General features: G+C 56.5%; 25 protein-coding genes. 13 read left to right on the forward strand and 12 right to left on the reverse strand.

Annotation, left to right across the window (positions count from 1 at the left end; translation table 11 throughout):
* Window positions 1–56: 56 nt before the first annotated feature.
* The 8 genes from ACXAH3_RS07175 to mutM all read right to left on the reverse strand — a co-directional run bounded on the left by ACXAH3_RS07175 (window position 57) and on the right by mutM (window position 7,580).
* Complete coding sequence (locus ACXAH3_RS07175) at window positions 57–677, reverse strand: LysE family translocator (protein ID WP_474861396.1); 621 nt, start codon at window positions 675–677, stop codon at window positions 57–59.
* Window positions 674–1,090, reverse strand: a complete 417-nt coding sequence (locus ACXAH3_RS07180) for a VOC family protein (RefSeq protein ID WP_474861397.1) — start codon at window positions 1,088–1,090, stop codon at window positions 674–676. Before ACXAH3_RS07180 ends, ACXAH3_RS07175 begins: the two co-directional genes overlap by 4 nt.
* Window positions 1,087–2,196 (reverse strand): DNA replication/repair protein RecF, encoded by a 1,110-nt coding sequence (gene recF / locus ACXAH3_RS07185; protein WP_474861398.1) that lies wholly within the window; start codon window positions 2,194–2,196, stop codon window positions 1,087–1,089. Before recF ends, ACXAH3_RS07180 begins: the two co-directional genes overlap by 4 nt.
* A 36-nt stretch (window positions 2,197–2,232) precedes the next feature.
* Window positions 2,233–3,351 carry a DNA polymerase III subunit beta gene (gene dnaN / locus ACXAH3_RS07190; protein WP_474861399.1) on the reverse strand — a complete coding sequence of 373 codons (1,119 nt, stop codon included), beginning with the start codon at window positions 3,349–3,351 and terminating at the stop codon, window positions 2,233–2,235.
* Window positions 3,352–3,501: 150 nt separating this feature from the next.
* On the reverse strand, window positions 3,502–4,863 hold the full coding sequence (gene dnaA / locus ACXAH3_RS07195; RefSeq protein WP_474861400.1) for a chromosomal replication initiator protein DnaA: 1,362 nt from the start codon (window positions 4,861–4,863) through the stop codon (window positions 3,502–3,504).
* 603 nt (window positions 4,864–5,466) lie between these two features.
* Window positions 5,467–5,730, reverse strand: a complete 264-nt coding sequence (gene rpsT / locus ACXAH3_RS07200) for a 30S ribosomal protein S20 (RefSeq protein ID WP_246934031.1) — start codon at window positions 5,728–5,730, stop codon at window positions 5,467–5,469.
* A 156-nt stretch (window positions 5,731–5,886) separates the two neighbouring features.
* Entirely contained in the window at window positions 5,887–6,663 is a 777-nt protein-coding gene (locus ACXAH3_RS07205) for an enoyl-CoA hydratase (protein ID WP_474861401.1), read from the reverse strand.
* A gap of 65 nt (window positions 6,664–6,728) precedes the next feature.
* On the reverse strand, window positions 6,729–7,580 hold the full coding sequence (gene mutM, locus ACXAH3_RS07210) for a bifunctional DNA-formamidopyrimidine glycosylase/DNA-(apurinic or apyrimidinic site) lyase (RefSeq protein ID WP_474861402.1): 852 nt from the start codon (window positions 7,578–7,580) through the stop codon (window positions 6,729–6,731).
* Window positions 7,581–7,654: 74 nt separating this feature from the next.
* Between mutM and ubiE the strand changes: the two genes are divergently transcribed.
* Both ubiE and ubiB read left to right on the forward strand, forming a co-directional pair.
* Window positions 7,655–8,407, forward strand: coding sequence for a bifunctional demethylmenaquinone methyltransferase/2-methoxy-6-polyprenyl-1,4-benzoquinol methylase UbiE (gene ubiE, locus ACXAH3_RS07215; protein ID WP_474861403.1), 753 nt, complete (start codon window positions 7,655–7,657; stop codon window positions 8,405–8,407).
* Between the two features lies 1 nt (window position 8,408).
* A complete protein-coding gene (gene ubiB / locus ACXAH3_RS07220; RefSeq protein ID WP_474861404.1) occupies window positions 8,409–9,938 on the forward strand; it encodes a 2-polyprenylphenol 6-hydroxylase in 1,530 nt (509 codons plus the stop codon).
* On the opposite strand, the gene ACXAH3_RS07225 is transcribed toward ubiB, so the two are convergent.
* From ACXAH3_RS07225 to ACXAH3_RS07235, 3 genes are read right to left on the reverse strand one after another with little or no spacing between them, the layout of a single operon-like run.
* Window positions 9,924–10,835 carry a phosphotransferase family protein gene (locus ACXAH3_RS07225; protein WP_474861405.1) on the reverse strand — a complete coding sequence of 304 codons (912 nt, stop codon included), beginning with the start codon at window positions 10,833–10,835 and terminating at the stop codon, window positions 9,924–9,926. The genes ubiB and ACXAH3_RS07225 overlap by 15 nt on opposite strands.
* 36 nt (window positions 10,836–10,871) lie before the next feature.
* Complete coding sequence (locus tag ACXAH3_RS07230; RefSeq protein ID WP_474861406.1) at window positions 10,872–11,552, reverse strand: flagellar hook capping FlgD N-terminal domain-containing protein; 681 nt, start codon at window positions 11,550–11,552, stop codon at window positions 10,872–10,874.
* A 10-nt stretch (window positions 11,553–11,562) separates the two neighbouring features.
* The gene (locus tag ACXAH3_RS07235; RefSeq protein WP_474861407.1) at window positions 11,563–13,251 is read right to left on the reverse strand and encodes a flagellar hook-length control protein FliK; all 1,689 of its coding nucleotides are present in this window, start codon (window positions 13,249–13,251) and stop codon (window positions 11,563–11,565) included.
* A 109-nt stretch (window positions 13,252–13,360) separates the two neighbouring features.
* Between ACXAH3_RS07235 and ACXAH3_RS07240 the strand changes: the two genes are divergently transcribed.
* From ACXAH3_RS07240 to ACXAH3_RS07265, 6 genes are all read left to right on the forward strand, one after another.
* Window positions 13,361–13,657 carry a rod-binding protein gene (locus ACXAH3_RS07240; RefSeq protein ID WP_474861408.1) on the forward strand — a complete coding sequence of 99 codons (297 nt, stop codon included), beginning with the start codon at window positions 13,361–13,363 and terminating at the stop codon, window positions 13,655–13,657.
* Window positions 13,644–13,979: a hypothetical protein gene (locus ACXAH3_RS07245; RefSeq protein ID WP_474861409.1), complete on the forward strand. Its 336-nt coding sequence runs from the start codon at window positions 13,644–13,646 to the stop codon at window positions 13,977–13,979. Before ACXAH3_RS07240 ends, ACXAH3_RS07245 begins: the two co-directional genes overlap by 14 nt.
* Before the next feature lie 205 nt (window positions 13,980–14,184).
* On the forward strand, window positions 14,185–15,477 hold the full coding sequence (locus ACXAH3_RS07250; protein WP_474861410.1) for a flagellin N-terminal helical domain-containing protein: 1,293 nt from the start codon (window positions 14,185–14,187) through the stop codon (window positions 15,475–15,477).
* A 71-nt stretch (window positions 15,478–15,548) separates the two neighbouring features.
* Entirely contained in the window at window positions 15,549–15,929 is a 381-nt protein-coding gene (gene flaF, locus ACXAH3_RS07255) for a flagellar biosynthesis regulator FlaF (RefSeq protein WP_474861411.1), read from the forward strand.
* On the forward strand, window positions 15,926–16,330 hold the full coding sequence (flbT, locus tag ACXAH3_RS07260) for a flagellar biosynthesis repressor FlbT (RefSeq protein WP_474861412.1): 405 nt from the start codon (window positions 15,926–15,928) through the stop codon (window positions 16,328–16,330). Before flaF ends, flbT begins: the two co-directional genes overlap by 4 nt.
* Window positions 16,327–17,121: a DUF1217 domain-containing protein gene (locus tag ACXAH3_RS07265; protein ID WP_474861413.1), complete on the forward strand. Its 795-nt coding sequence runs from the start codon at window positions 16,327–16,329 to the stop codon at window positions 17,119–17,121. The genes flbT and ACXAH3_RS07265 overlap by 4 nt, the downstream gene beginning before the upstream one ends.
* Here the strand turns inward: ACXAH3_RS07265 and ACXAH3_RS07270 are convergent.
* The gene (locus tag ACXAH3_RS07270) at window positions 17,118–18,449 is read right to left on the reverse strand and encodes a FliI/YscN family ATPase (protein ID WP_474861414.1); all 1,332 of its coding nucleotides are present in this window, start codon (window positions 18,447–18,449) and stop codon (window positions 17,118–17,120) included. The genes ACXAH3_RS07265 and ACXAH3_RS07270 overlap by 4 nt on opposite strands.
* Before the next feature lie 87 nt (window positions 18,450–18,536).
* Here ACXAH3_RS07270 and ACXAH3_RS07275 point away from each other — a divergent pair, with 87 nt between their 5' ends.
* The 5 genes from ACXAH3_RS07275 to ACXAH3_RS07295 are packed head-to-tail and all read left to right on the forward strand — an operon-like array spanning window position 18,537 to window position 20,622.
* Window positions 18,537–18,929 (forward strand): FlgB family protein, encoded by a 393-nt coding sequence (locus ACXAH3_RS07275; protein WP_474861415.1) that lies wholly within the window; start codon window positions 18,537–18,539, stop codon window positions 18,927–18,929.
* Between the two features lie 5 nt (window positions 18,930–18,934).
* Window positions 18,935–19,327, forward strand: a complete 393-nt coding sequence (gene flgC, locus ACXAH3_RS07280) for a flagellar basal body rod protein FlgC (RefSeq protein ID WP_474861416.1) — start codon at window positions 18,935–18,937, stop codon at window positions 19,325–19,327.
* Between the two features lie 11 nt (window positions 19,328–19,338).
* The gene (fliE, locus tag ACXAH3_RS07285; protein WP_474861417.1) at window positions 19,339–19,629 is read left to right on the forward strand and encodes a flagellar hook-basal body complex protein FliE; all 291 of its coding nucleotides are present in this window, start codon (window positions 19,339–19,341) and stop codon (window positions 19,627–19,629) included.
* Window positions 19,629–19,898, forward strand: coding sequence for a flagellar biosynthetic protein FliQ (locus ACXAH3_RS07290; protein ID WP_474861418.1), 270 nt, complete (start codon window positions 19,629–19,631; stop codon window positions 19,896–19,898). Before fliE ends, ACXAH3_RS07290 begins: the two co-directional genes overlap by 1 nt.
* Window position 19,899: 1 nt before the next feature.
* Complete coding sequence (locus ACXAH3_RS07295) at window positions 19,900–20,622, forward strand: flagellar hook-basal body complex protein (RefSeq protein ID WP_474861419.1); 723 nt, start codon at window positions 19,900–19,902, stop codon at window positions 20,620–20,622.
* The last annotated feature ends 8 nt before the right edge of the window (window positions 20,623–20,630 follow it).

Consider the following 20,630-nt stretch of genomic DNA (forward strand, 5'->3'; position numbering starts at 1 on the left):
GAGGGGATTGTCACGCCGAAGCCACCATATTTAGCGCTTTTCTGGCGATGTTTTTCCTAGACGAAAGGGATCGCCAATCCGACCAGAATTAACAGCCCTCCTGCGGCATAGTTCATCCGCGTAAGTGCCCGTTCTGACGACAAAAGCGCACGTGCTCGGTCGACGAAAAAGGCTAGTATAAGGTTGCCGACCAGCGGCACGACAAAGGACGCCACAGCGATCGCAAAGATGTCCGCTGCCGTCAGGCGCGAGAGGTCGAAAAAGCCCGGCAAAACGCCCATATAGAAAAGGATCGCCTTGGGGTTCGACAGGATCACGATCAAGCCCGCCACGAACCCTGCCAACATGCCCGGGCGCGTCAGGCGGCTGTCCCCAGTCACCTTGTGGCCTGCCGACCGTATGATCGTCACGCCCAGCCAAAGAAAGAACAGCGCCGCCACGATGCGCAACACCAGCATGCCCCCTTCGACGCTGGATGCAACCCAGCCCATGCCCAGTGCGGCAAGCACAGACCAGAAGATGTCCCCAACCGCCACGCCAAGCGTCAAAGGCCAGGCTTGCTTAAAACCTCCGGCCAGCACACGCGCCACAAGCGCCACCCAGACTGGGCCGGGCGTCAGAAAAAGGATGAACAAGCCGAAGATATAGAACCCAAGTTCCGAAGGAGAGATCGTCATTTCAAGTGACCGTCCTCGTCCATTTCCCAAAACGGGTTCATGGCGTATTCCCAGACATGCCCATCGGGGTCAGCGAAGTACCCCGAATAACCACCCCAGAAAATTTTATCGGGTCTAGTCACCACAGTACCGCCAGCAGAAATTGCGGCGTCAAAGGCCGCATCAACCTCGGCCTCGGTCGGGAAGTTCTGGCCCAAGGTCATTGCGCCCACACCCAGTTCGGACACCGGGCGCTTCATGTCTTCGGCCAGCCCGTCCAGCGTATAGAAGCCAAGCTTCATGCCGTTCATGTCGTAGAAAGCCACCTTCTCCATCACTTCAGAAGGCTCCCACCCTATGGCGTTATAAAACTCGACGGCTCGGGCCAGGTCTTTGACACCCAAAGTGATTAACGTCACACGATTGGTCTTCATCCCGAAATCTCCTTCACATCCGAGATCCCGCCGACCTCGCTCACTTCAAAATGGCTGGCGCGGGTGCCGAGTTCTTCGAACAGCTCTGGCCCGGTGCCGGTCATAAAGGCCTGTGCACCCAAGGCGCAGATCTCATCATACAGCGCCGCACGTCGGCCTGCGTCCAAATGCGCGGCGACCTCGTCCAACAACAATATCGGAGGCGCTCCGAAATCCCGTGCCAACGCGCGGCCGTTGGCAAGGATCAAAGACACCAAAAGCGCTTTTTGCTCGCCGGTCGAGCAGTCCCGCGCCGCAACGCCCTTTGCCGCATAGTTTGCGCCAAGGTCCGTGCGATGTGGACCAACCAAGGACCGTCCGGCCAGCAGATCTCGCGAACGGCTTTCAGCAAAGGCCAGCGCAAGATCTCCTTTGTCATCTGGCAAGGCGCTCTCATCCACCTGCACCAGCGACAGATCCGCCACAGGAAAGGCCGTTTTTGCTTCGGCTTGGGCGCCTCGCAGTTGTTCCAAGCAAACGGCACGGTTGGCGATTATCCGAGCTCCTGCCTGCGACATCTGCGCCTCAAGTGCTCCGTACCAATGGGCATCCCGCTGGCCGTCTTTCAGCAGCCGATTGCGTTCTCGCATCGCCTTCTCATAGGTCAGAACCGCGTCCGCATGGCCGGGCTCGAAGCTCATAGTCATGCGGTCCAGAAAACGGCGACGTCCCTCCGCGCCCTCGACCCATAGACGATCCATCACCGGGACCAGCCAAACGATCCGCGCGATCCGGCCCAGCGCAACCTGCGCGGCGGCTTTCCCGTCGATCTTCACCTGCCGCGACGCCCCAGCCTCGCACCAGGTTTCAACCTCATGCATCTGGTGCAGGCTTTGCAGCACCGACGATATCTTCCAACCCACAGCTTCAGGTTTTCGGATCATGTCGTCCAATGCCGCGCGTCGTAGCCCCCGCCCCGGGGACAGCATCGACACGGCTTCAAGGATATTCGTCTTGCCCGCCCCGTTGCGCCCGTGAATGGCAACAGGCCGCCCGTCCAAGGACAAGCGGGCCAGCTTGTGACTGCGAAAATGGCTAAGTGTTAGCTCGCGAAGGGCGAGTGTCATCACGCCCTCCTTTTCAACGCTTCAAAGACCGATGGTTCACACGCGCATCGGCATAACGACGTAAACGGCGCTCGTGTCATTGCCTTCACGCATCAAAGTGGGATCGCCCGAGGAATTGAACATGAAGACGGCGTTTTCACGGTCTACTTGGCTGGCGATTTCCAGCAAGTACTTGGCGTTAAAGCCGATTTCCAACCGCTCATCATTATACGCAACGGCCAGCTCTTCTTCGGCAGCACCCGCATCCGGTGCATTAACCGACAACACCAAACGATCTTCGTCCAGTTGCAGCTTCACGGCACGCGAGCGTTCGCTGGATACGGTCGCCACACGGTCCACGGCCTGCGCGAACTCGGTCGCGTCCACTTCCAGTTTGCGCGTATTGCCCGAGGGGATAACTCGCGTGTAATCCGGGAACGTGCCGTCGATCACTTTCGACGTCAGCGTGATGACAGGCGTTGCAAAGCGCACTTTGGTTTCCGAGACCGACACGGCAATCGTCGCGTCATCGTCATCCAGCAGCTTGCGCAGCTCGCCCACGGTCTTGCGGGGAACAATAATGCCGGTCATATCCTCGGCCCCTACCGGCAAATCGGCGTCAATTCGCGCCAAACGGTGACCGTCAGTGGCCACGGCGCGAAGCACCTTGCCGCCATCAGCATCCGAGACATGAAGATAAACACCGTTCAAATAGTAACGGGTCTCTTCCGTCGAAATCGCAAATTTCGATTTGTCGAACAAGCGGCGCAGAACCGGCGCGGGCGCCGAGAAGTTGGCCGAGTACTCCGACGAGGCCATAACCGGGAAGTCTTCTTTCGGAAGCGTCGCCAACGAGAAGCTAGAGCGGCCAGCCTCGACGCTCAGACGCCCGGTGGCGCCATCGTCGGTCAGCTGTACCAGCGCCCCGTCGGGCAGCTTGCGCACAATTTCATGCAAGGTCACGGCAGATACCGTCGTCGCGCCAGCGCGTTCGACCATGGCGTCGGTCTTATCGACCACTTCAATATCCAAGTCGGTGGCGCGGAAGGATACGCTGTCGCCCTCGGCCTCAATCAACACATTTGCGAGGATTGGGATGGTGTTCCGGCGTTCTACAACAGATTGCGCCTGTGCCACGGCCTTCAGAAGCGCGCCGCGTTCGATACTGATCTTCATGTCCCACTCCTGACAGATACCGGGGCGGAGACCATATCAGGTTCACCGCCCGGCTCAATTCTTTATTCGGAATGTCCGCTTCTTTCGGGGGCGGGTCAAGGCTTTAAGCCCTGAAACCCATCAATTCACGCCCACCGATTCATGGTTGCATCACGCCTCGAGCGCGCGACGCAGCAATTCCAGATCCTCTGCGATCTGATCGTCGATGCCCTTCAGCTCGTCGATGCGCTTAACGCCATGCATGACGGTGGTGTGATCCCGGCCACCAAAACGGCGCCCGATCTCAGGCAAAGACCGCGAAGTCATATGCTTGGCCAGATACATCGCCACCTGACGCGGACGGGCAATGGTGCGCACGCGCTTGGGTCCGATCAGGTCCGACAGGCGGATGTTATAGTGCTCGGACACTTTGCGCTGGATTTCCTCCACCGTGACCTTGCGATCCGACGCGCGAAGAATGTCACCCAGGCAATCCTGAGCCAGCTCCAGCGTAATCTCGCGCCCTACAAGCGAGGCAAAGGCAAAGAGACGCATCAAAGCCCCTTCAAGCACGCGAACATTGGTCGAGATACGATGGGCCAGATACTCCAGCACGCCATCAGCAATCACCAAACCCTTATACTGTTCGCGGTAGGCGTTGACCTTGGTTTGAAGCACACCCAGCCGCAATTCATAGTCGGTAGGGTGCAGATCCACGACCAGCCCACATTGCAGACGGCTTTTGATCCGATCCTCAAGATCCTTGATCTCGCCCGGCGCACGGTCAGCCGAGATGATGATCTGTTTGTTCTGATCCACCAGCGCATTGAAGGTGTGGAAAAATTCTTCTTGGGTCGAATCTTTTCCTGCAATGAATTGCACATCATCCACCATCAACACATCAACCGAGCGGAAAAGCTGTTTGAAGTCGATCATCTGCTTTTCACGGATCGCCTGTACGAAGCGGTACATGAACTGCTCGGCGGACAGGTACACCACACGAAGGTCGGGCTGGCGGGTCTTCATCTCGTGCGCGATGGCGTGCATCAGGTGGGTCTTACCCAGACCAACGCCACCATACAGGAACAGTGGGTTAAAGGTCACAGGCCCGCCTTCGGCCACGCGACGGGCTGCAGCATGGGCCAGCTCATTCGGCTTACCGACAACGAAACTGTCAAAGGTGAAACGCGCATCCAAAGGTGCGCCCGGCAGATCGCTTTGGTCCCGTTTGGCAGAAATCGTCTGGGGTGCGGATTTCTCGACAGGCTTCGCAGCAGGGCTCGGCTTTGCCTTTTCAGGCACCATGAACTCAAGACGCGCAACTTTAACGCCCTCGCTGTTCAAGTGGCTTAGAATCTGATCTCCAAAATTCTGGCTGACCCAGTTTCCCAAAAAGTTCGTCGGCACCAGAAAGCGCGCTACTCCGCCATCCAGTTCCGCAAATTCCAAGGGTTCGATCCAGCTGGTATAGTTGTTCTGTCCCACTGCTTTTTGCAGCTTGTTGCGGACCTTGCCCCATTCTTCGTTCGTCATTTTACCTCGACCCAGCGTATTATTTAAGACCACCCAAGTTGGTCCTTAACAGGCACTAATATCCCAATCTCATGGCGCACTTGCAGCGCACCCCTCACAGCGACACACGAAATTAGCCGCCCGCTGGTCACGGACATGCTTAAACGCCGCGCCCAATACGGAACCGCACCACATGGTTGCCCATTCTGGCGACATGTCCCACAGGACGTCCGGAACTTGACAGTCTGCTCAACCGCCCCGGCAGTCAGGGCGGCAACAAGCCTTGGCGCGCACCCTTGCAGAGGGATGCATAACAGGCTTTGGGATTTGACTTTTCAGAATCAAATCCAGATGTGGCAAAAAGGGGTTTTCCCTTATAATTCGCGGGTTTAGCCCGCGTATGTCTAATAGTCCCAAGTCGGCGAAGTGAATCGCTGAATGCAAGCTAGCAATCCCTCAGCGACCCGCGCAATAGAACTTCACGCTTGACTCTGTGATTACAAAAACGAATCCCAAAGCCAGTCGACAAAATCAAATTTCTTGGCAGGTTTAACAAAAAGAGCGTGCCCAATTGGACACGCTCTCTTTTTTGTTTTTGAACGGCTGTTCAGCGGTGAAACTGATTCAGCCCAGCGCTTTCACACGTGCGCTCAAACGCGAGACTTTACGCGACGCGGTGTTCTTGTGGTAAACGCCTTTGGTGACGCCGCGCATCAGTTCAGGCTGAGCAGCTTTCAGGGCAGCAGCGGCTGCGTCCTTGTCACCCGACTCGATTGCTTCTTCAACAGCGCGCAGGAAGGTACGGATGCGCGAACGGCGTGCTTTGTTTACGGCGAAACGACGCTCGTTCTGACGGGCGCGTTTTTTAGCTTGGGGCGAATTTGCCATGTGTCTGATCCCTCTTTCGGGTGTGTTACGTTTTATAAGCTGCGCGTACAGCACCCGACCGGGTTCAGAACCGGTGATTCTGGCCTAAGCGGGCCTCACGCGCATGGATGGGCTGTCCTTTAAGCCATTTCGGCCACAAAGGGAAGCCCTATTGAATTACTTATCACGGAACTGCGCTTCGCGCTTTTCTGCAAATGCCGCCATGCCCTCTTTCTGGTCTTCGGTTGCAAAGAGCGAATGGAAAACGCGGCGCTCAAACAGAATTCCTTCGGTCAGCGGAAGCTGTTCGGCACGGTTCACGGCTTCTTTGATGGCCATCACGGTGATCATGGATTTCTCAGCGATCTTGGCGGCGGCCGACATCGCTTCTTCCATCAGCTTCTTGGCAGGCACGACGCGGCTGACCAGCCCCGAGCGTTCGGCCTCTTCGGCGTCCATAAAGCGACCCGTCAGGTTCATATCCATCGACTTGGCGCGACCAACCAGCTTGGTCAGGCGTTGCGTGCCGCCCATACCGGCCATCACGCCCAAGTTCACCTCGGGCTGACCAAATTTGGCGGTGTCAGACGCAATGATAAAGTCGCACATCATGGCCAGTTCACAGCCGCCGCCCAGCGCGTAGCCCGAAACGGCTGCGATAATTGGCTTGCGGATCCGCATGATCGCGTCTTCTTCCGGCGTGAACAGATCGCCCGCGAATACGTCGACAAAGCTTTTCTCGGCCATCATCTTGATGTCGGCGCCAGCGGCAAATGCCTTCTCCGATCCGGTGACCACGATGCAGCGCACCTTGTCGTTGGCCTGCGCGTCGGCCAGGGCATCGCCTAACTCGCCCAGCAGCTCCATGTTCAGAGCGTTCAAAGCATCCGGCCGATGCAGCTTGATCAGCGTCACATGGTCTTCGGTTTCAACGATGATATTTTTATAGGCCATGGTTCCCCTGCCTTTGTCACGAGTGGTTGGAGCGGAGTCCTAGCACGCCGGTCCGCTCGATCAAGCTATCTTTGGCACTGCGGGCAGTAGAATGTCGAGCGCCCAGATTGAGTTATCCGCGCAATTTCCCCCGCGCAGCCGGATGTGACGCAACGTTCACCCTTGCGTCCATAAACGCGAAAATTGTGTTGAAAATAACCCAGATCGCCGTCCGCCTGACGGTAATCCTTAAGCGACGAGCCCCCACTTTCGATAGCTTCAGACAGCACATCCCGAATGATTGGAACCAACGCGGCAACACGCTGTTTCGAGATCTTGCTGGCCTTGCGCGCAGGGTGGATCCCGGCCCGAAACAGCACCTCGCAGACATAGATATTACCCAGCCCCGCGATGATTCCCTGATCCAGCAGCGCCGTTTTGATGGGCGAGTTCTTGGTGTGCAGCGCCTGGACCAGATAGGATTCGTCGAACTGGTTACCCAAAGGTTCCGGCCCCAACACGCGGATCAGCTTGTGATCGTCCAGCGCACCGGTCGGGCACAAATCCATTGCTCCGAACCGACGCGGATCGTTGAACGTCACACGCGCACCGTTCGCCATATCAAACACCACATGGTCATGCTTTTCGGGCGCGGGGTGTTCGTGATGGAACTTCCCAAGTTTATGACCCGAGATCAGCATCCGACCCGACATCCCCAAATGCACAATCAGCGTCTCATCCGTATCCAGATCAACCAGCAGGTATTTCGACCGTCGCCCCAGCCGCTGCACGGTCGCCCCGGTCAGACGTTCGGCCATACGATCGGGGAACGGCCAGCGCAGTCCTTCGCGCCGGGTCTCGGCCCGTCCAATGCGCACGCCCTCCATCACTGGAAGTAATCCGCGACGTACTGTCTCGACCTCGGGTAATTCGGGCATGTTCAAAGCCTCTCCATTGTGCGTCCCTTACTGTCACGATATGAGGGATCAACCGCAAGAAGCGAGTATGCCCAATGAGCACGTCAGACAACCGCACCACGCATTTCGGGTTTAAAACCGTAGATGAAGACGACAAGGCCGGAATGGTCCACGGCGTCTTTACCAATGTGGCCTCGAAATACGACATCATGAACGATGTGATGTCTGTCGGCATTCACCGCGTTTGGAAGGACGCGATGATGGATTGGCTGACCCCACGCGACGGGCAGCGCCTGTTGGACGTCGCGGGTGGCACCGGAGACATCTCATTCCGCTTCTTGAGCCGCGCGCCGGGGGCTGAAGCGGTCGTTCTGGACATGACCGAAAGCATGCTGGTCGAAGGCCGCCAGCGGGCCGAGGCCACGCATCTGGCCAATCATCTGGATTGGGTCGTCGGCGACGCCATGGCCCTGCCGTTTGAGGACAACAGCTTCGACCGCTACACGATCAGCTTTGGCATCCGCAACGTGACCCGAATTCCGGACGCGCTGAAGGAAGCCTACCGCGTGCTGAAACCTGGTGGGCGCCTGATGGTGTTGGAATTCAGCCAACTGCCCGATGACGGCATGCAGAAGCTGTATGACTTTTATTCCTTCAACGTCATTCCCAAGATGGGTCAGCTGATCGCAGGTGATGCGGACAGCTATCAGTATCTGGTGGAATCGATCCGAAAGTTCCCCGATCAAGAAAACTTCGCCCGCATGATCCGCGAGGCCGGGTTCGCAAATGTGAAATATCGCAACCTGTCGATGGGCATCGCGGCACTGCATTCGGGGTGGAAGATCTAAGATGCGCGGCCCTCACAACATTTGGCGTCTGATCCGCACGGGCGCAACGTTCCAACGCACGGGTGCCATGGGTGTTGTACTGGACGCGATGAACGCGCCCCCCGCGTTGCGCGTCGCCGCGCGTGTGATCGGCTTCCCGTTCGCTTGGTTGGGCAAGAAAGGTGATACATCCCTTCCCCCCGTTACGCGCGCGATCACTGCTTTGGGGCCGGCCTACATCAAATTTGGACAGATCCTTTCGACGCGCCCTGACGTTGTTGGGCCAGAGCTGGCAGATCAGTTGCAATACCTGCAAGACAAGCTGCCTCCGTTCGAACAGGCTGTTGCCCGGCGGATGATCGAAAACGAGCTTGAGATCGACATCGACACGGTATTTTCCGAGTTCTCAGAACCCGTCGCCGCCGCCTCGATCGCGCAGGTGCACAAGGCGCGGCTGGCCGATACGGGCGAATCCGTTGCTGTAAAAGTTCTGCGTCCCGGCATAGAACGCGCCTTCCGCACCGATATTGATGCTTTCCACTTCTCGGCCCGCGTGATCGAGATGCTTTTGCCCTCGACCCGCCGCCTGCGTCCGACCGATGTGGTCGAACATTTCGAACAAACCGTTATGGGCGAGCTGGACCTGCGCCTTGAAAGCGCTTCAGCCAGCGAGTTTGCGGAAAACACAGTACAAGATGACGGTTTTATCGTGCCCGAGGTGAACTGGGGTCTTACCGGCCGCACCGTCATGACCCTTGGCTGGGGTGAAGGCATCCCGGCCAACGATCTGGATGCCATCCGTGCGTCCGGCTTGGATATGCACGGGCTGGGCGAGCGTGTGCTGCAACTGTTTCTCTCCCATGCCCTGCGCGACGGGCTGTTTCATGGCGATATGCATCAGGGCAATCTGAAATTTGCCGCGAACGGAGACATAATCGCCGTTGATTTTGGCATCATGGGGCGGATCGACGAATACACCCGCCGTGTCTATGCCGAGATCCTGTATGGCTTCATTACCCGCAATTATCGCCGCGTCGCCGAGGTGCATTTCGAAGCCGGATACGTCCCTGCTGATCGCGATGTCGAGGAATTCGCCCGCGCCCTGCGTGCCGTTGGCGAACCGATTTTCGGAATGAACGCCACCCAGATTTCGATGGGTCGCCTTCTGGCTTACCTCTTTGAAGTGACCGAGAAATTTGGCATGGAAACCCGCACCGAACTGATCTTGCTTCAACGCACCATGGTGGTGGTCGAAGGCGTCGCGCGTTCGCTAAGCCCGGATATCAACATCTGGAAAGTCGCGAAGCCCGTGGTGGAAAGCTACATCTCGAATTCGATCGGTCCGAAGGCGTTGTTGCAGGATCTGGTGCATACAGCACGTGTTCTGGCCCGTTTCGGTCCGCGTCTTCCCGAACTAGCCGAAGCCGCATTGATCCGTCAGTCCGAAGCCCACCCGGAAAGTGATCGCGCCCGACCGCTTCGTGCGATGAGCTATGTCGCTTTGGGGGGCGGACTTGCTTTGGTGGCAGCTTGGGTTTCAACCCTGCTCTAAGGCGCGGCGTTCCAAAACAGCCACCTCCCGATATGCTACATCTCCGTGCGCGGCCTTCCAGTCGCAGTAGCTCGCCATTCGCCAGTGAAAAAGCGGCGCAAGCGCCCGGAAACGCTCGACACCAGTCGCATCACCCCCGGCGTGAATATAGGCCGTCAGGAAATCCGATTGCTCGGCAAGCATTAGGGGCCGATTACCATACAACACCTGCATGGCAGGCGACAAAAAGATCGCGATGTCTGCCGCCGGATCGCCAATCACCGGACATTGCCAGTCGATCAAACGCAGCCCGTCACCGCTGGCCACGATATTGCCCGGAACAATGTCCCCATGCAGTAACCGCCGGGTCGCGGTAGGCAGTTCGTCGGATATACGTGGCGGCGCAGGCGGCTGGATCCCGGTTGCATCCGCCATCGCGCGTGTCTCGGCTTTCAAGGTGATGGGCGATGTGATCGTTTCAGGCAGGCCTTCAGGCGCTTCTATCTTGTGAAGCTTGGCCATCAACTGCGCCACCTCCTCGACACCCCCCGCCCACGGCACCCCATCAACGTGCTGGTACAGGATACTCGCGCCCAGCGCGCTGTCCAAGAACCCCACATAATCAGGTGCGATGCCTTTGCCCGCCAAGTGCTTCAGAACCAGCGCTTCGCGCGTACCGTCATTGGCAAACAAAGGAGTCGCTGCCGCGTCATCATAGAGCTTGCAAACAAGGTCATACGGCATTTCATCAGAGGTGATGCGCCAAACAGGATTGGTGCGCCCGCCCAGAAGACTGGACCAATTGGCCTGTTCCGGCACATGGCCCTCTTCCTGCCAAATCAAGGCCAAAGCCTGTTGCAGCCTATTCTTGCCCTGCACCTCAGCCGGGTGGGCCTGCATGTTGTCGTGCAACGTCATGCAAGCTGTATAGCCTGCTACTTGGGCGTCGAAAACTCATTCATCAGCCTCGCGCAAGGCGGAAACAGCATCGGCGGTCACCTTCTCGCCGCTTTCCAGCACCAGCCAAAGCTGCCCACCGCTGTTTTGGGTTTCGACAATGCGACCGTAGCTCTCCATTGGATCGGTCGACAAATGCTGCCCATTGCTTCGACTGGTCAGCGCGAAGGAATAGATCCCGTGGGGCAGGGCATTGCCATGCTCATCCGTACCATCCCATTCCACCGGGTCCGTCGAAACCGGAAGAGGCTTGCTATCGACAATTGTTCCTTCGGCATTCTTCACCACCAAAATGACCTCGTCCGCGGTTGCGACCGGGTTTGGAGACAAGGTTATGGGGTCACCGTCAAACTGAACCGGAGCCGACACGCGTGCCTCTTTCCCGACCCAATCTGCAATGTCGGACATTCCCATCAGCCCAAGCTGTACGCCCATGTTTTTCAACAAGTCATTGGTACGCACTTGCTGCTCCACGCCCGAGAACGTGGCCAATTGCACGGCATAGTCGGTCGATTCGATCGGGTTCAGCGGGTCCTGGTTTTCCATCTGTGCGGTCAGCATTACCAGAAAGGTTTCAAAGTCAGACGAGATCGTAGGATCCTCCGACACCGTGGCCTGTGCATAATCCGCAGGGGCGGCCGTCAACGCGGCCGGCATCGCTGTAGGGGTAACGGTCATGTTTTGCTCCTCATACTCGAATATCCACACCCGTACTGCTTTCTATGTTCAGCACGATTGGTGCATCATCATCCGAAGCGGCGCTCGGGTCGGAATGCTGTTCACTAGCAGTCCATGTGGTTTCACCGTTAGGGGAAGCGCCACCACCCCCGTCAGATGTCTGCTGTTGAAATGTAAAACTCACTTCGGACATTCCAGATGCGCGCAAATCTTGCGCCAACTGATCGATATGCCGCCGCATCAAGTCCAGTGTATCGGGCCTTTCGAAGCTAAGGGTGACATGCATGGAAGACCCCTCGGATTGGAACGACATACGCAACCGTCCAAGCTCTTCTGGGCTTAGTGTCAGTTCAACAGGCCGATCCGGCTGTTGGCGAACGACATCCGCGATCTGCACCAAAGTGATTCGCGGAAGCTCGGCCGGACGTGCAAACGCGCTTGTTTTCAAGTCGCCGGTTGTGGCTGAAAGCTGCTCGACCATACGAAAGCCAGCGTCATCAAAGAACTGTTGCCCTACCTCGCCTTCCAAAACTTGCACCAAGGGCGCTGCTCCAAAAGGAAAGGTGGCGGCTTGGGTCGACACCGGAACGAAATCGGTCCCGTTACCATGCAACTCCACAGCACGTGCAGCTGTTTGGTTAGTGTCTTGGATCGTGTTCGAAATTGGATCTGTCAACGCCGGATCCTCGACAGTTTTTGGCACGCTCTGCAATTGGTCACCAATGCCGCTTGCGGGGGCAAGCACATGCGGGTGCTTTATCATGGGAGTGCCAAGACTGTTTGAGTCGACAGTACTTTCTGGCGTTGGGCGGCCTGTTTCCACCTGCATCTCGGTGCCCCGTCTGGGGGAAACACCGGCCAATCTATTGCTCAAAACCGTAGTCGGTCCTGACACGGGAAGCGGATGCTGAGCCGGATTATTCTGCGCCTCGATTGCCGGTTCATCAGGAGCGAGAAAAACCGTGTCCAAACGCGCAAGCGGCAGATCCACTTGTTCTGTCGCGAGAGCTCCGGTGCCGCGCGTTGATCTTGGTTCCTCGGATGTAGATAGCGACTTAGAGGCCTTAGGGAGCAGTTCATTTGTTATGTCAGCATTGGCGGCTGGCACTCGATTCGCTGGGGAGTTCCGCACCGTCGGCGCGCTTATTTCGAGCAATTGCGAGGGTGCGGGCGAATAAACCTTTGGAGCTTCGGCAGAACTGGTCGACCGATCGAAAGCTTCGTCCACCGTCGCTGCCTGATGAATCGGGTCCTGTGACGACCAAGCGATTTCAATCTTTGAACCCGCGAGGGCATAAGCGTCCGCGTCCTGACTGGCATCCGTGCTTTCATGCGCAGCCAAATCACGCACTACAGGCATCAGTAACATAGCCTCTGAAAGCTCGGCCTGCATCTGATCAGGCCGCTTTAATTCATCAGCCACGTCCTGTTTCGCTTCCCGAAGACGACCGCTCTCCGGTTCCATCTGGACTACCAGATCCGACGCATCACCGACAGGTTCAGTGCTTACATCGCCCTGTACCTCAAATTGCAATCCGCCCTTGTGATCCGGTCGCATTTCGTGAGTCGCAAACACAATGCCAAAGGACTGCCCCAACTGCTCGGACTGCCTATCTGCATCTACGATAGGGCCCTGAATTTCCCTGCCCATCTTCCCCGCATGAGGGATAAGGGGTTGTGTCATATCCATATGTTCCATCCGGGATTCCTGCCTCGGTCGATCACAGATTTGCAGATGGGAATTACCAAATCTTTACCGCTGTTCGGGATAGTTGGAAAAAATGTGGTTAACTTGAAAGGTCGAAGCCATGGACCCTGTTTCGGGTGTATCGACGCACCTCACAAAGCAAAATCCGGGCGCAGCAGATACTGACAAAGCCCTATGGGACGCCGCGAAAGAGCTTGAGGCCAGCTTTTTGTCCGAGATGTTGAAATCTGCCGGGATCGGCAAAACACCTGACAGTTTCGGTGGTGGAATTGGCGAGGATCAATTCGCATCATTCCTGCGTCAGGAACAGGCGCGCAGCATGGTCGACAGTGGGGGAATCGGGCTTGCCCAATCCCTTTTTGAAGCACTGAAGGAGCAATCGAATGCACAACTTTGACACACTGCTTTCCCTTCTCGAGGATGAACGCCAACTGATTCTAGCGGGCAAGATTGATGCTCTGCCCAACCTGGCCGATGCGAAGTCTCAGGTGCTGTCGCAACTCGGGTCAAGTAGGATCAGCCAAAAGCAGATCTCACGACTTCAAACCGTGATCACCCGCAATCAAAGCCTGCTTGCCGCGGCAGCCGAGGGGATTCGCTCTGCGCAGAATAGGCTTCGCGCCATCCGCAACCCAGATCAAAGCCTTAAAACATATACGCGCGCGGGCGCGTCACAGGTACTTTCGCGTACCGACTCGAGTTTCGAGAAACGCGCGTAGCACCATCAGTTTAGTTCAACTTGTATGGAATCTAATTTGGGGGATTCAGTTTTCCTTCAGAGTTTCCATCGCAGGCTCACTTTGCATCCAGACGGGTGGCGCAGCCGAGCAGATCGGTTTGCAGATGTCAGAAGGCAAAGACTCCCCAGTTTGAAACGGGGTCATGAAAACAGGCGCAAAGCGCCTTAGATTGAAGGAAATAAAGATGTCCAGCATTCTGACAAACAACAGCGCCATGGTGGCGCTTCAAACGCTGAAATCTATCAACTCGAACCTTGCTAACACACAGGCCGAAATCTCGACCGGTAAAGCAGTAGGATCGGCAAAGGACAACGCAGCTGTCTGGGCGATCTCGAAAGTTATGGAGGCCGATGTAAAAGGCTTCAAAGGCATCTCGGAAAGCCTGTCCTTGGGTGAAAGCACCGTTGCAGTGGCGCGCCAAGCGTCGGAAACGGTCACCGATCTTCTGACCGAGATTAAAGGCAAAATCGTTGCTGCTCAGGAAGACAATGTGGACCGAGCTAAAATCCAGACCGACATTGTTGCCCTGCGCGATCAAATCACATCGGTTGTTGGTGCGGCGCAATTCAATGGCCTGAACCTGGTCGATGGCTCGCAGTCGGGTACGAATTCGAATGGTAACGAAGGTGTCGATGTTCTGTCGTCGCTCGATCGGCAGGCAGACGGCTCGGTTGTGACCAGCTCGATCGGTGTGGATTCTCAAAACCTGTCTTTGACAGCTGGTACTGATCTTGCCGCAGCGGCAGCATCTGTTGGAACTGACACAGGCACAGCTGGGGTGATCGATGCCAATGATGGTGGCACGAACGATTCGATCACCTTGAACACATTTGCGTTTTTGGACACGTCAGGTGGTGCAACTGCAACATCCGCCGTTCTGCCTAATGCAGCTGGTGTAGACACAGCAGTGAACACTGGTCTTGTAGTCGGTGACCAGCTTTCGCTGACTGTGGGCACAGTTCAGGGCAACTATGTCATAAAAGATGGTGATACAGCCGAATCCGTCGTAGCAGGCATGAAGAACGCTATGGTTGCTGCCGGATTGGACAGCAACGCCCTGTCCATGGATATCGACACAAACGCGGGCCAGTTGGTTATAGCCAACGAAACCAACGCCGATATCGCATTCTCGTTTGAAGCAACGCGTGGATCGGGCGGTCTGTCTGACTTAGGAACCATCGACGTTTCCACGTCGTCCGGAGCTGACGCAGCTCTGGGTGCAATCGAGAACATGATCCAGGCCTCGATCGACGCTTCGGCCTCGTTCGGTTCGGTTGAAGGCCGGATCGAGATCCAGTCTGACTTCGTTGGCAAACTGTCTGACTCCCTGAAATCCGGGATCGGTGCCTTGGTTGACGCCGATATGGAAGCTACGTCAGCTAAACTTCAGGCGCTTCAAGTACAACAACAGCTGGGCACACAGGCCCTGTCGATCGCTAATCAGGCGCCACAAAACATCCTGTCTCTGTTCCGCTAAAGGAACTGGAGGGCGCCAAAATGGCGCCCTCCTCCTTGATCACATAAATTTCGTTACCGGAGGGAAACACCGTGAACGCAATCACTATGGCCAAAACGGCCTATGCCACCTCATCCCGCACCCCGCTGCAAACCAACCGCGGCACCGAGTACGAGCTGTTCGCTCAGATCACACACCGCTTGGATCAGCACGCCAAAGGCGACAAATCTTCGTTTGCAAATCTGGCGCAAGCGCTTCACGACAATCGCAGGCTTTGGACCATGCTGGCAGCAGATGTCGCCGAAGACACAAACGGTTTGCCCGCAGATCTACGCGCCCGCATTTTCTATTTGGCTGAGTTCACGGCAGACTATACCCGCCACGTTCTAAGCAACGACGCAGATCCATCGGCTCTGGTCGACATCAACACCGCCATCATGCGCGGCCTGCGTCAAACGGGGGTGGCAGCATGAGCGGTCTTGTCCTGAAACTCAGTCCGAAAGAACGAGTACTTATTAACGGGGCCGTAATCGAAAACGGAGACCGCAGGTCGCGTCTTTCGATTGTCACGCCGAACGCCAACATACTGCGCCTGAAAGATGCCATTCATCCGGAAGAAGTAAACACACCGGTACGGCGCGTTTGCTATATTGCCCAGCTGATCTTGTCCGGTGATGCCGAACAGGACGAAGGGCGATTGCAGCTTTTACGCGGCGTCGAACAACTCAGCCAAGTGCTGACCGACGCCGACAGCCGTACAATCCTGAACATGGCCACCAGCGCTGTTCTAGACAATCAGCACTATCACGCACTGAAGCATCTAAGAACCCTTCTGCCACGCGAGGAGCGCCTTCTGTCGGCGCGCTATGCATGAGCTTTCAGCCGGTCATACCGTTCAGCGGCGCGGCCGGCTGGGCCTTTTTGCAGCGCACTAAAGACGCCCAGCAGACCGCATTTGAAAGCAGCCCGGTCATTCAGCGCGATGTTGAATACTTCAAAGAAAACATCGGCGACGTCGCAACAGCTGAACAGTTGGTCAGTGACCGCCGTCTGTTGTCCGTTGCATTGGGAGCGTATGGGCTAAGCGACGATATCAACAACACCTACTTCATTCGAAAGGTGTTGGAAGATGGCGCGCTGGACACAGATGCATTGGCCAACAAGCTATCCGACAAACGTTATCTGGAAATGGCAAAGGATTTCGGGTTTGGCGACTACAATATCCCACGTACTCAGATCTCTGATTTCGGGGATACGACTGTCGAGGCCTACAAAGAGCGTCAGTTTGAGGTCGCCGTTGGTGATCAGGATCAGGACATGCGCCTGGCGATGAGCCTTGAGCGTGATCTGGGAAACATAATCGACAAATCGACTTCAGAGGCTGGAAAATGGTACTCGGTCATGGGTAACCCGCCCTTGCGCCAAGTGTTTGAAACGGCATTGGGACTTCCTTCGTCCTTCGGAACCATAGACATCGACAAGCAACTTGAGGTTTTTCAAGAGAAGTCGGAAAGCTATTTCGGTTCATCAGGCGTTGATCAATTCGCAGACCCTGAAAAACTGGAAGAGCTGACCAGAATATTCCTTGCACGCAGTCAGATCGCGCAAGGCACCGCCGCGCTCAGTTCGAACGCGATTGCATTGACTTTGTTGCAGAGTATTTAACCCGCACCGTCACCCTCTGCCAAACACTGGGACAATTGCTCAAAGCTGGCATGGGTGTTTACGACTTCAGGTGCTGCAAGAAACCTATCGATCTTCGGCCAAGCATCCACGGCATGATCCAAGGACGCATCGGACCCCTTTGAATAAAGCCCAGCTTGGATCATCATTTCGGACCGATCATAAAGCCCCAACAACCGGCGCCCTTCTAAAATCAATTCATTCTCTTCGCCCGAGGCAGCCTCAGGTAAAGCACGCGACACCGACCGCAGAATATCAATCGCCGGAAAGCGTCCACGCTCGGCGATTTTTCGATCCAGAACCACGTGCCCATCCAGAACCCCTCGCAAAATATCCGCAACAGGCTCTTCCATGTCCGAACCTGCCACCAGAACGGAAAACACAGCCGTGATATCCCCGGAATGCCCGACCCCGGGACCAGAACGTTCGCAGAGGGATGTGATTTGTTGTGTGGTGGATGGGGGGAAGCCTCGCAGATTTCCGGCCTCGCCCGAGGCCAGCGCCACTTCCCGATGTGCTTCGGCAAATCGAGTGATGCTGTCGGCCAGGAACAACACCTGCCGCCCCAGATCTCGGAAGTGCTCGGCCACAGACATGGCCATCCAGGCACAGCGCCGCCGCATCATGGGCGACTGATCTGATGTCGCAGCAACGACGACGGCACGCTTCATCCCCTCTTTCCCCAGAACCCGATCGACAAACTCTCGCACTTCGCGCCCGCGCTCTCCGATCAAAGCAATTACAACCACGTCTGCATGAACCCCCCGGGCGAGCTTGGCCAGAAGCGTGGATTTCCCCACACCAGAACCCGCGAACAGCCCGATACGTTGCCCGCTGACAATCGGCAGAAAGGTATTGAAGACGGTCATCCCGGTCTCGAGCCGATCCCCCAAGGGTCGCCGTGCAGTTGGATTCGGCACCTCACCTTTCAGGGCACGCGTCTGCCCCCCTTGCAAGATCGGTGTTCCATCCAGACTTTGACCTAGCGGGTCGATCACGCGGCCGATCCAACTGTCATCCGGGGAGATGCTGGTGCCGCCTAAAAGCACGACCTCATCCCCGATTTGAAGACCCGCACAATCCCCATCGGGTAGCACTGTAATGGCCTGATCGCTCAAGCCCAAAACTTCGCCCATTCGCGGATCGCCCGCGCGGGGCTGGATCTGAACCAGATCGGCCTGCGCGGCCCGCTTTGTCAGACCCGAGACCTTAATGACGCCTTGCTGAATACCTGACACCCGCCCGATGTGCCGCACAACTTCTAAAGACGTGACCGCGGCAGAGACCTGTTCAAACCCAACATTATGCATCGGCATTCTCCTAAAATTTTCGTTGAAACTGTTTATAAAGGAATCAGGGTTAAGCCTTGGTTGAAGCCAATCGAGGGAGAAGCCCCGATGTTTGAAAAACTGACCATCTTTGCCAAGGCGAACGACCTTGCGCTCCATGCTGCGGCCCGGCAATCCGTTATCGCTCAGAATGTGGCGAACGCGGATACACCGGGATATCGCGCCCGTGACATTCCTTCCTTTGCGGAAACTTATCAACCCGGCAAGGCTGACCAAATGCGCGCCACGCGTAATGGGCATTTTGGGGCGGGTTTAACCAATTCTGCGAGGGAAGAAGCCGATACCGTCTATCGTGCTGGCGCGACGTCCCCCAATGGAAACTCGGTCTCGATTGAGACCGAGATGATGATGGCGGCCGAAGCCAAGCGCGATCACGACATGGCGCTTGCCGTTTACAAATCGACACTGGGCATCGTGCGCAGTTCGCTTGGGCGGAGGTAAGTGATATGAGTGATCTTCGAAATTCAGTCGCCGCAGCAGCATCCGGAATGCAAAGCCAAGCCAATCGCTTGCGTCATGTCTCGGAAAACATCGCCAATGTGGACACGCCTGGTTATCGGCGCAAGATGGTGAGCTTTCAGGCCGCTATTGAAGGTGGTCGTCCGACTGGTTTGGTAGAAACCGGCCACGTTCAACTGGATAAAACCACTCTGCCCAGCATCTATGACCCATCGCATCCGATGGCTGATGAAAGCGGGCACTATCAAGGCTCCAACGTTGATCTGGTGATCGAGATTGCAGACGCCCGCGAAGCGCAGCGGAGCTATGAAGCCAACCTAAAAATGTTCGACCAGTCGCGCCAAATGTCGCGCGGGCTGTTGGATTTGCTGCGCCGCTAGGAGGATAGATTATGGACATTCGTACAACACTTGCTTCGCAGCAGTATGCTGCTTCGCGTCAAGCCGCACAGCCAACCCCAACAAATGAACAAAAAGTGAACGGCTTTGCAGGCGTGGCTCAGGATTTTGCGCAGACCCTGCAAAATGGCGAAAGCACAGCGATGGCTGCGTTGTCTGGTGACGCGGATCCGCATGCGCTGGTGCAGGCGCTGGCCCAGACAGAATTGGCTGTCGAGACCGCCGTTACAGTCCGTGACAAGGTAGTCGAGGCCTATCAGGAAATTCTAAGGATGCCGGTCTGATGATGGACGAGATAATCTTCTATGACACGCTGCGCGCGGGGCTATGGGATGCGGTCCTGATATCGCTTCCGATTCTGTCCGTGGCGCTTGTCGCCGGTCTGATCGTCGGCCTATTCCAGGCCCTAACCTCGATCCAGGAAATGACCCTGACCTTTGTGCCAAAACTGGTCGCCATCTTGGTCGTTTTCTGGGGCAGCATGGGGTTCATGACTGAAACGCTGGTCAGCTTCTTCCAACTGCGCGTCGTTCCACTGATTGCAGGAGGCTGAGATGGACAATATCGGCTATACATCCCTGACACGGCAATCGGGCTTGATGCGCGAAATGCAGAGCATTGCCAACAACATTGCTAATGCCTCGACCACAGGTTTTCGACGGGAAGGTGTAATTTTTTCTGAATACATTCATGCGCTTGAGAGTCAGGATCCGTCGCTATCCATGGCGACAGCCAACACGCGTGCGCTGAATTTAGAGCAAGGTACATTGACCCAAACTGGCGGCACCTATGATTTTGCGATCGAAGGTGACGGATTCTTTTTGCTGGGCGGTCCGAACGGACAGTATCTAACCCGCGCTGGTGTTTTTACCCCCTCTGCCGAGGGTGAGCTGGTGACACCAGATGGATATCAACTGCTGGATGGCGGCGGGGCGCCCGTGTTCATCCCGCCCGACGCGACATCCATTTCGCTGTCGCCTGACGGAACCCTTTCTGCGGACGGGCGGGCCATGGCCCAGATCGGCCTCTTCGCACCCATCGATCCAACCGATCTTCAGCACCGCGACGGTGTCCGGTTCGAAGCCCCCGGCGGCGTCGAGCCCGCCCTAACCGAAGCCACGATTCTGCAAGGGTTTGTCGAAGGATCCAACGTCGATCCCATCGCTGAAATCGCCCGCATGATCGAAGTGCAGCGCAGTTACGAGCTGGGTCAGAAATTCATGGAGAAAGAGGATGAACGCATCCGCTCGGCCACGAAAACGGTCATTGGACAATAGGAGGTTTA

It is taken from the genome of Aliiroseovarius sp. ABM4_368, assembly GCF_056161205.1.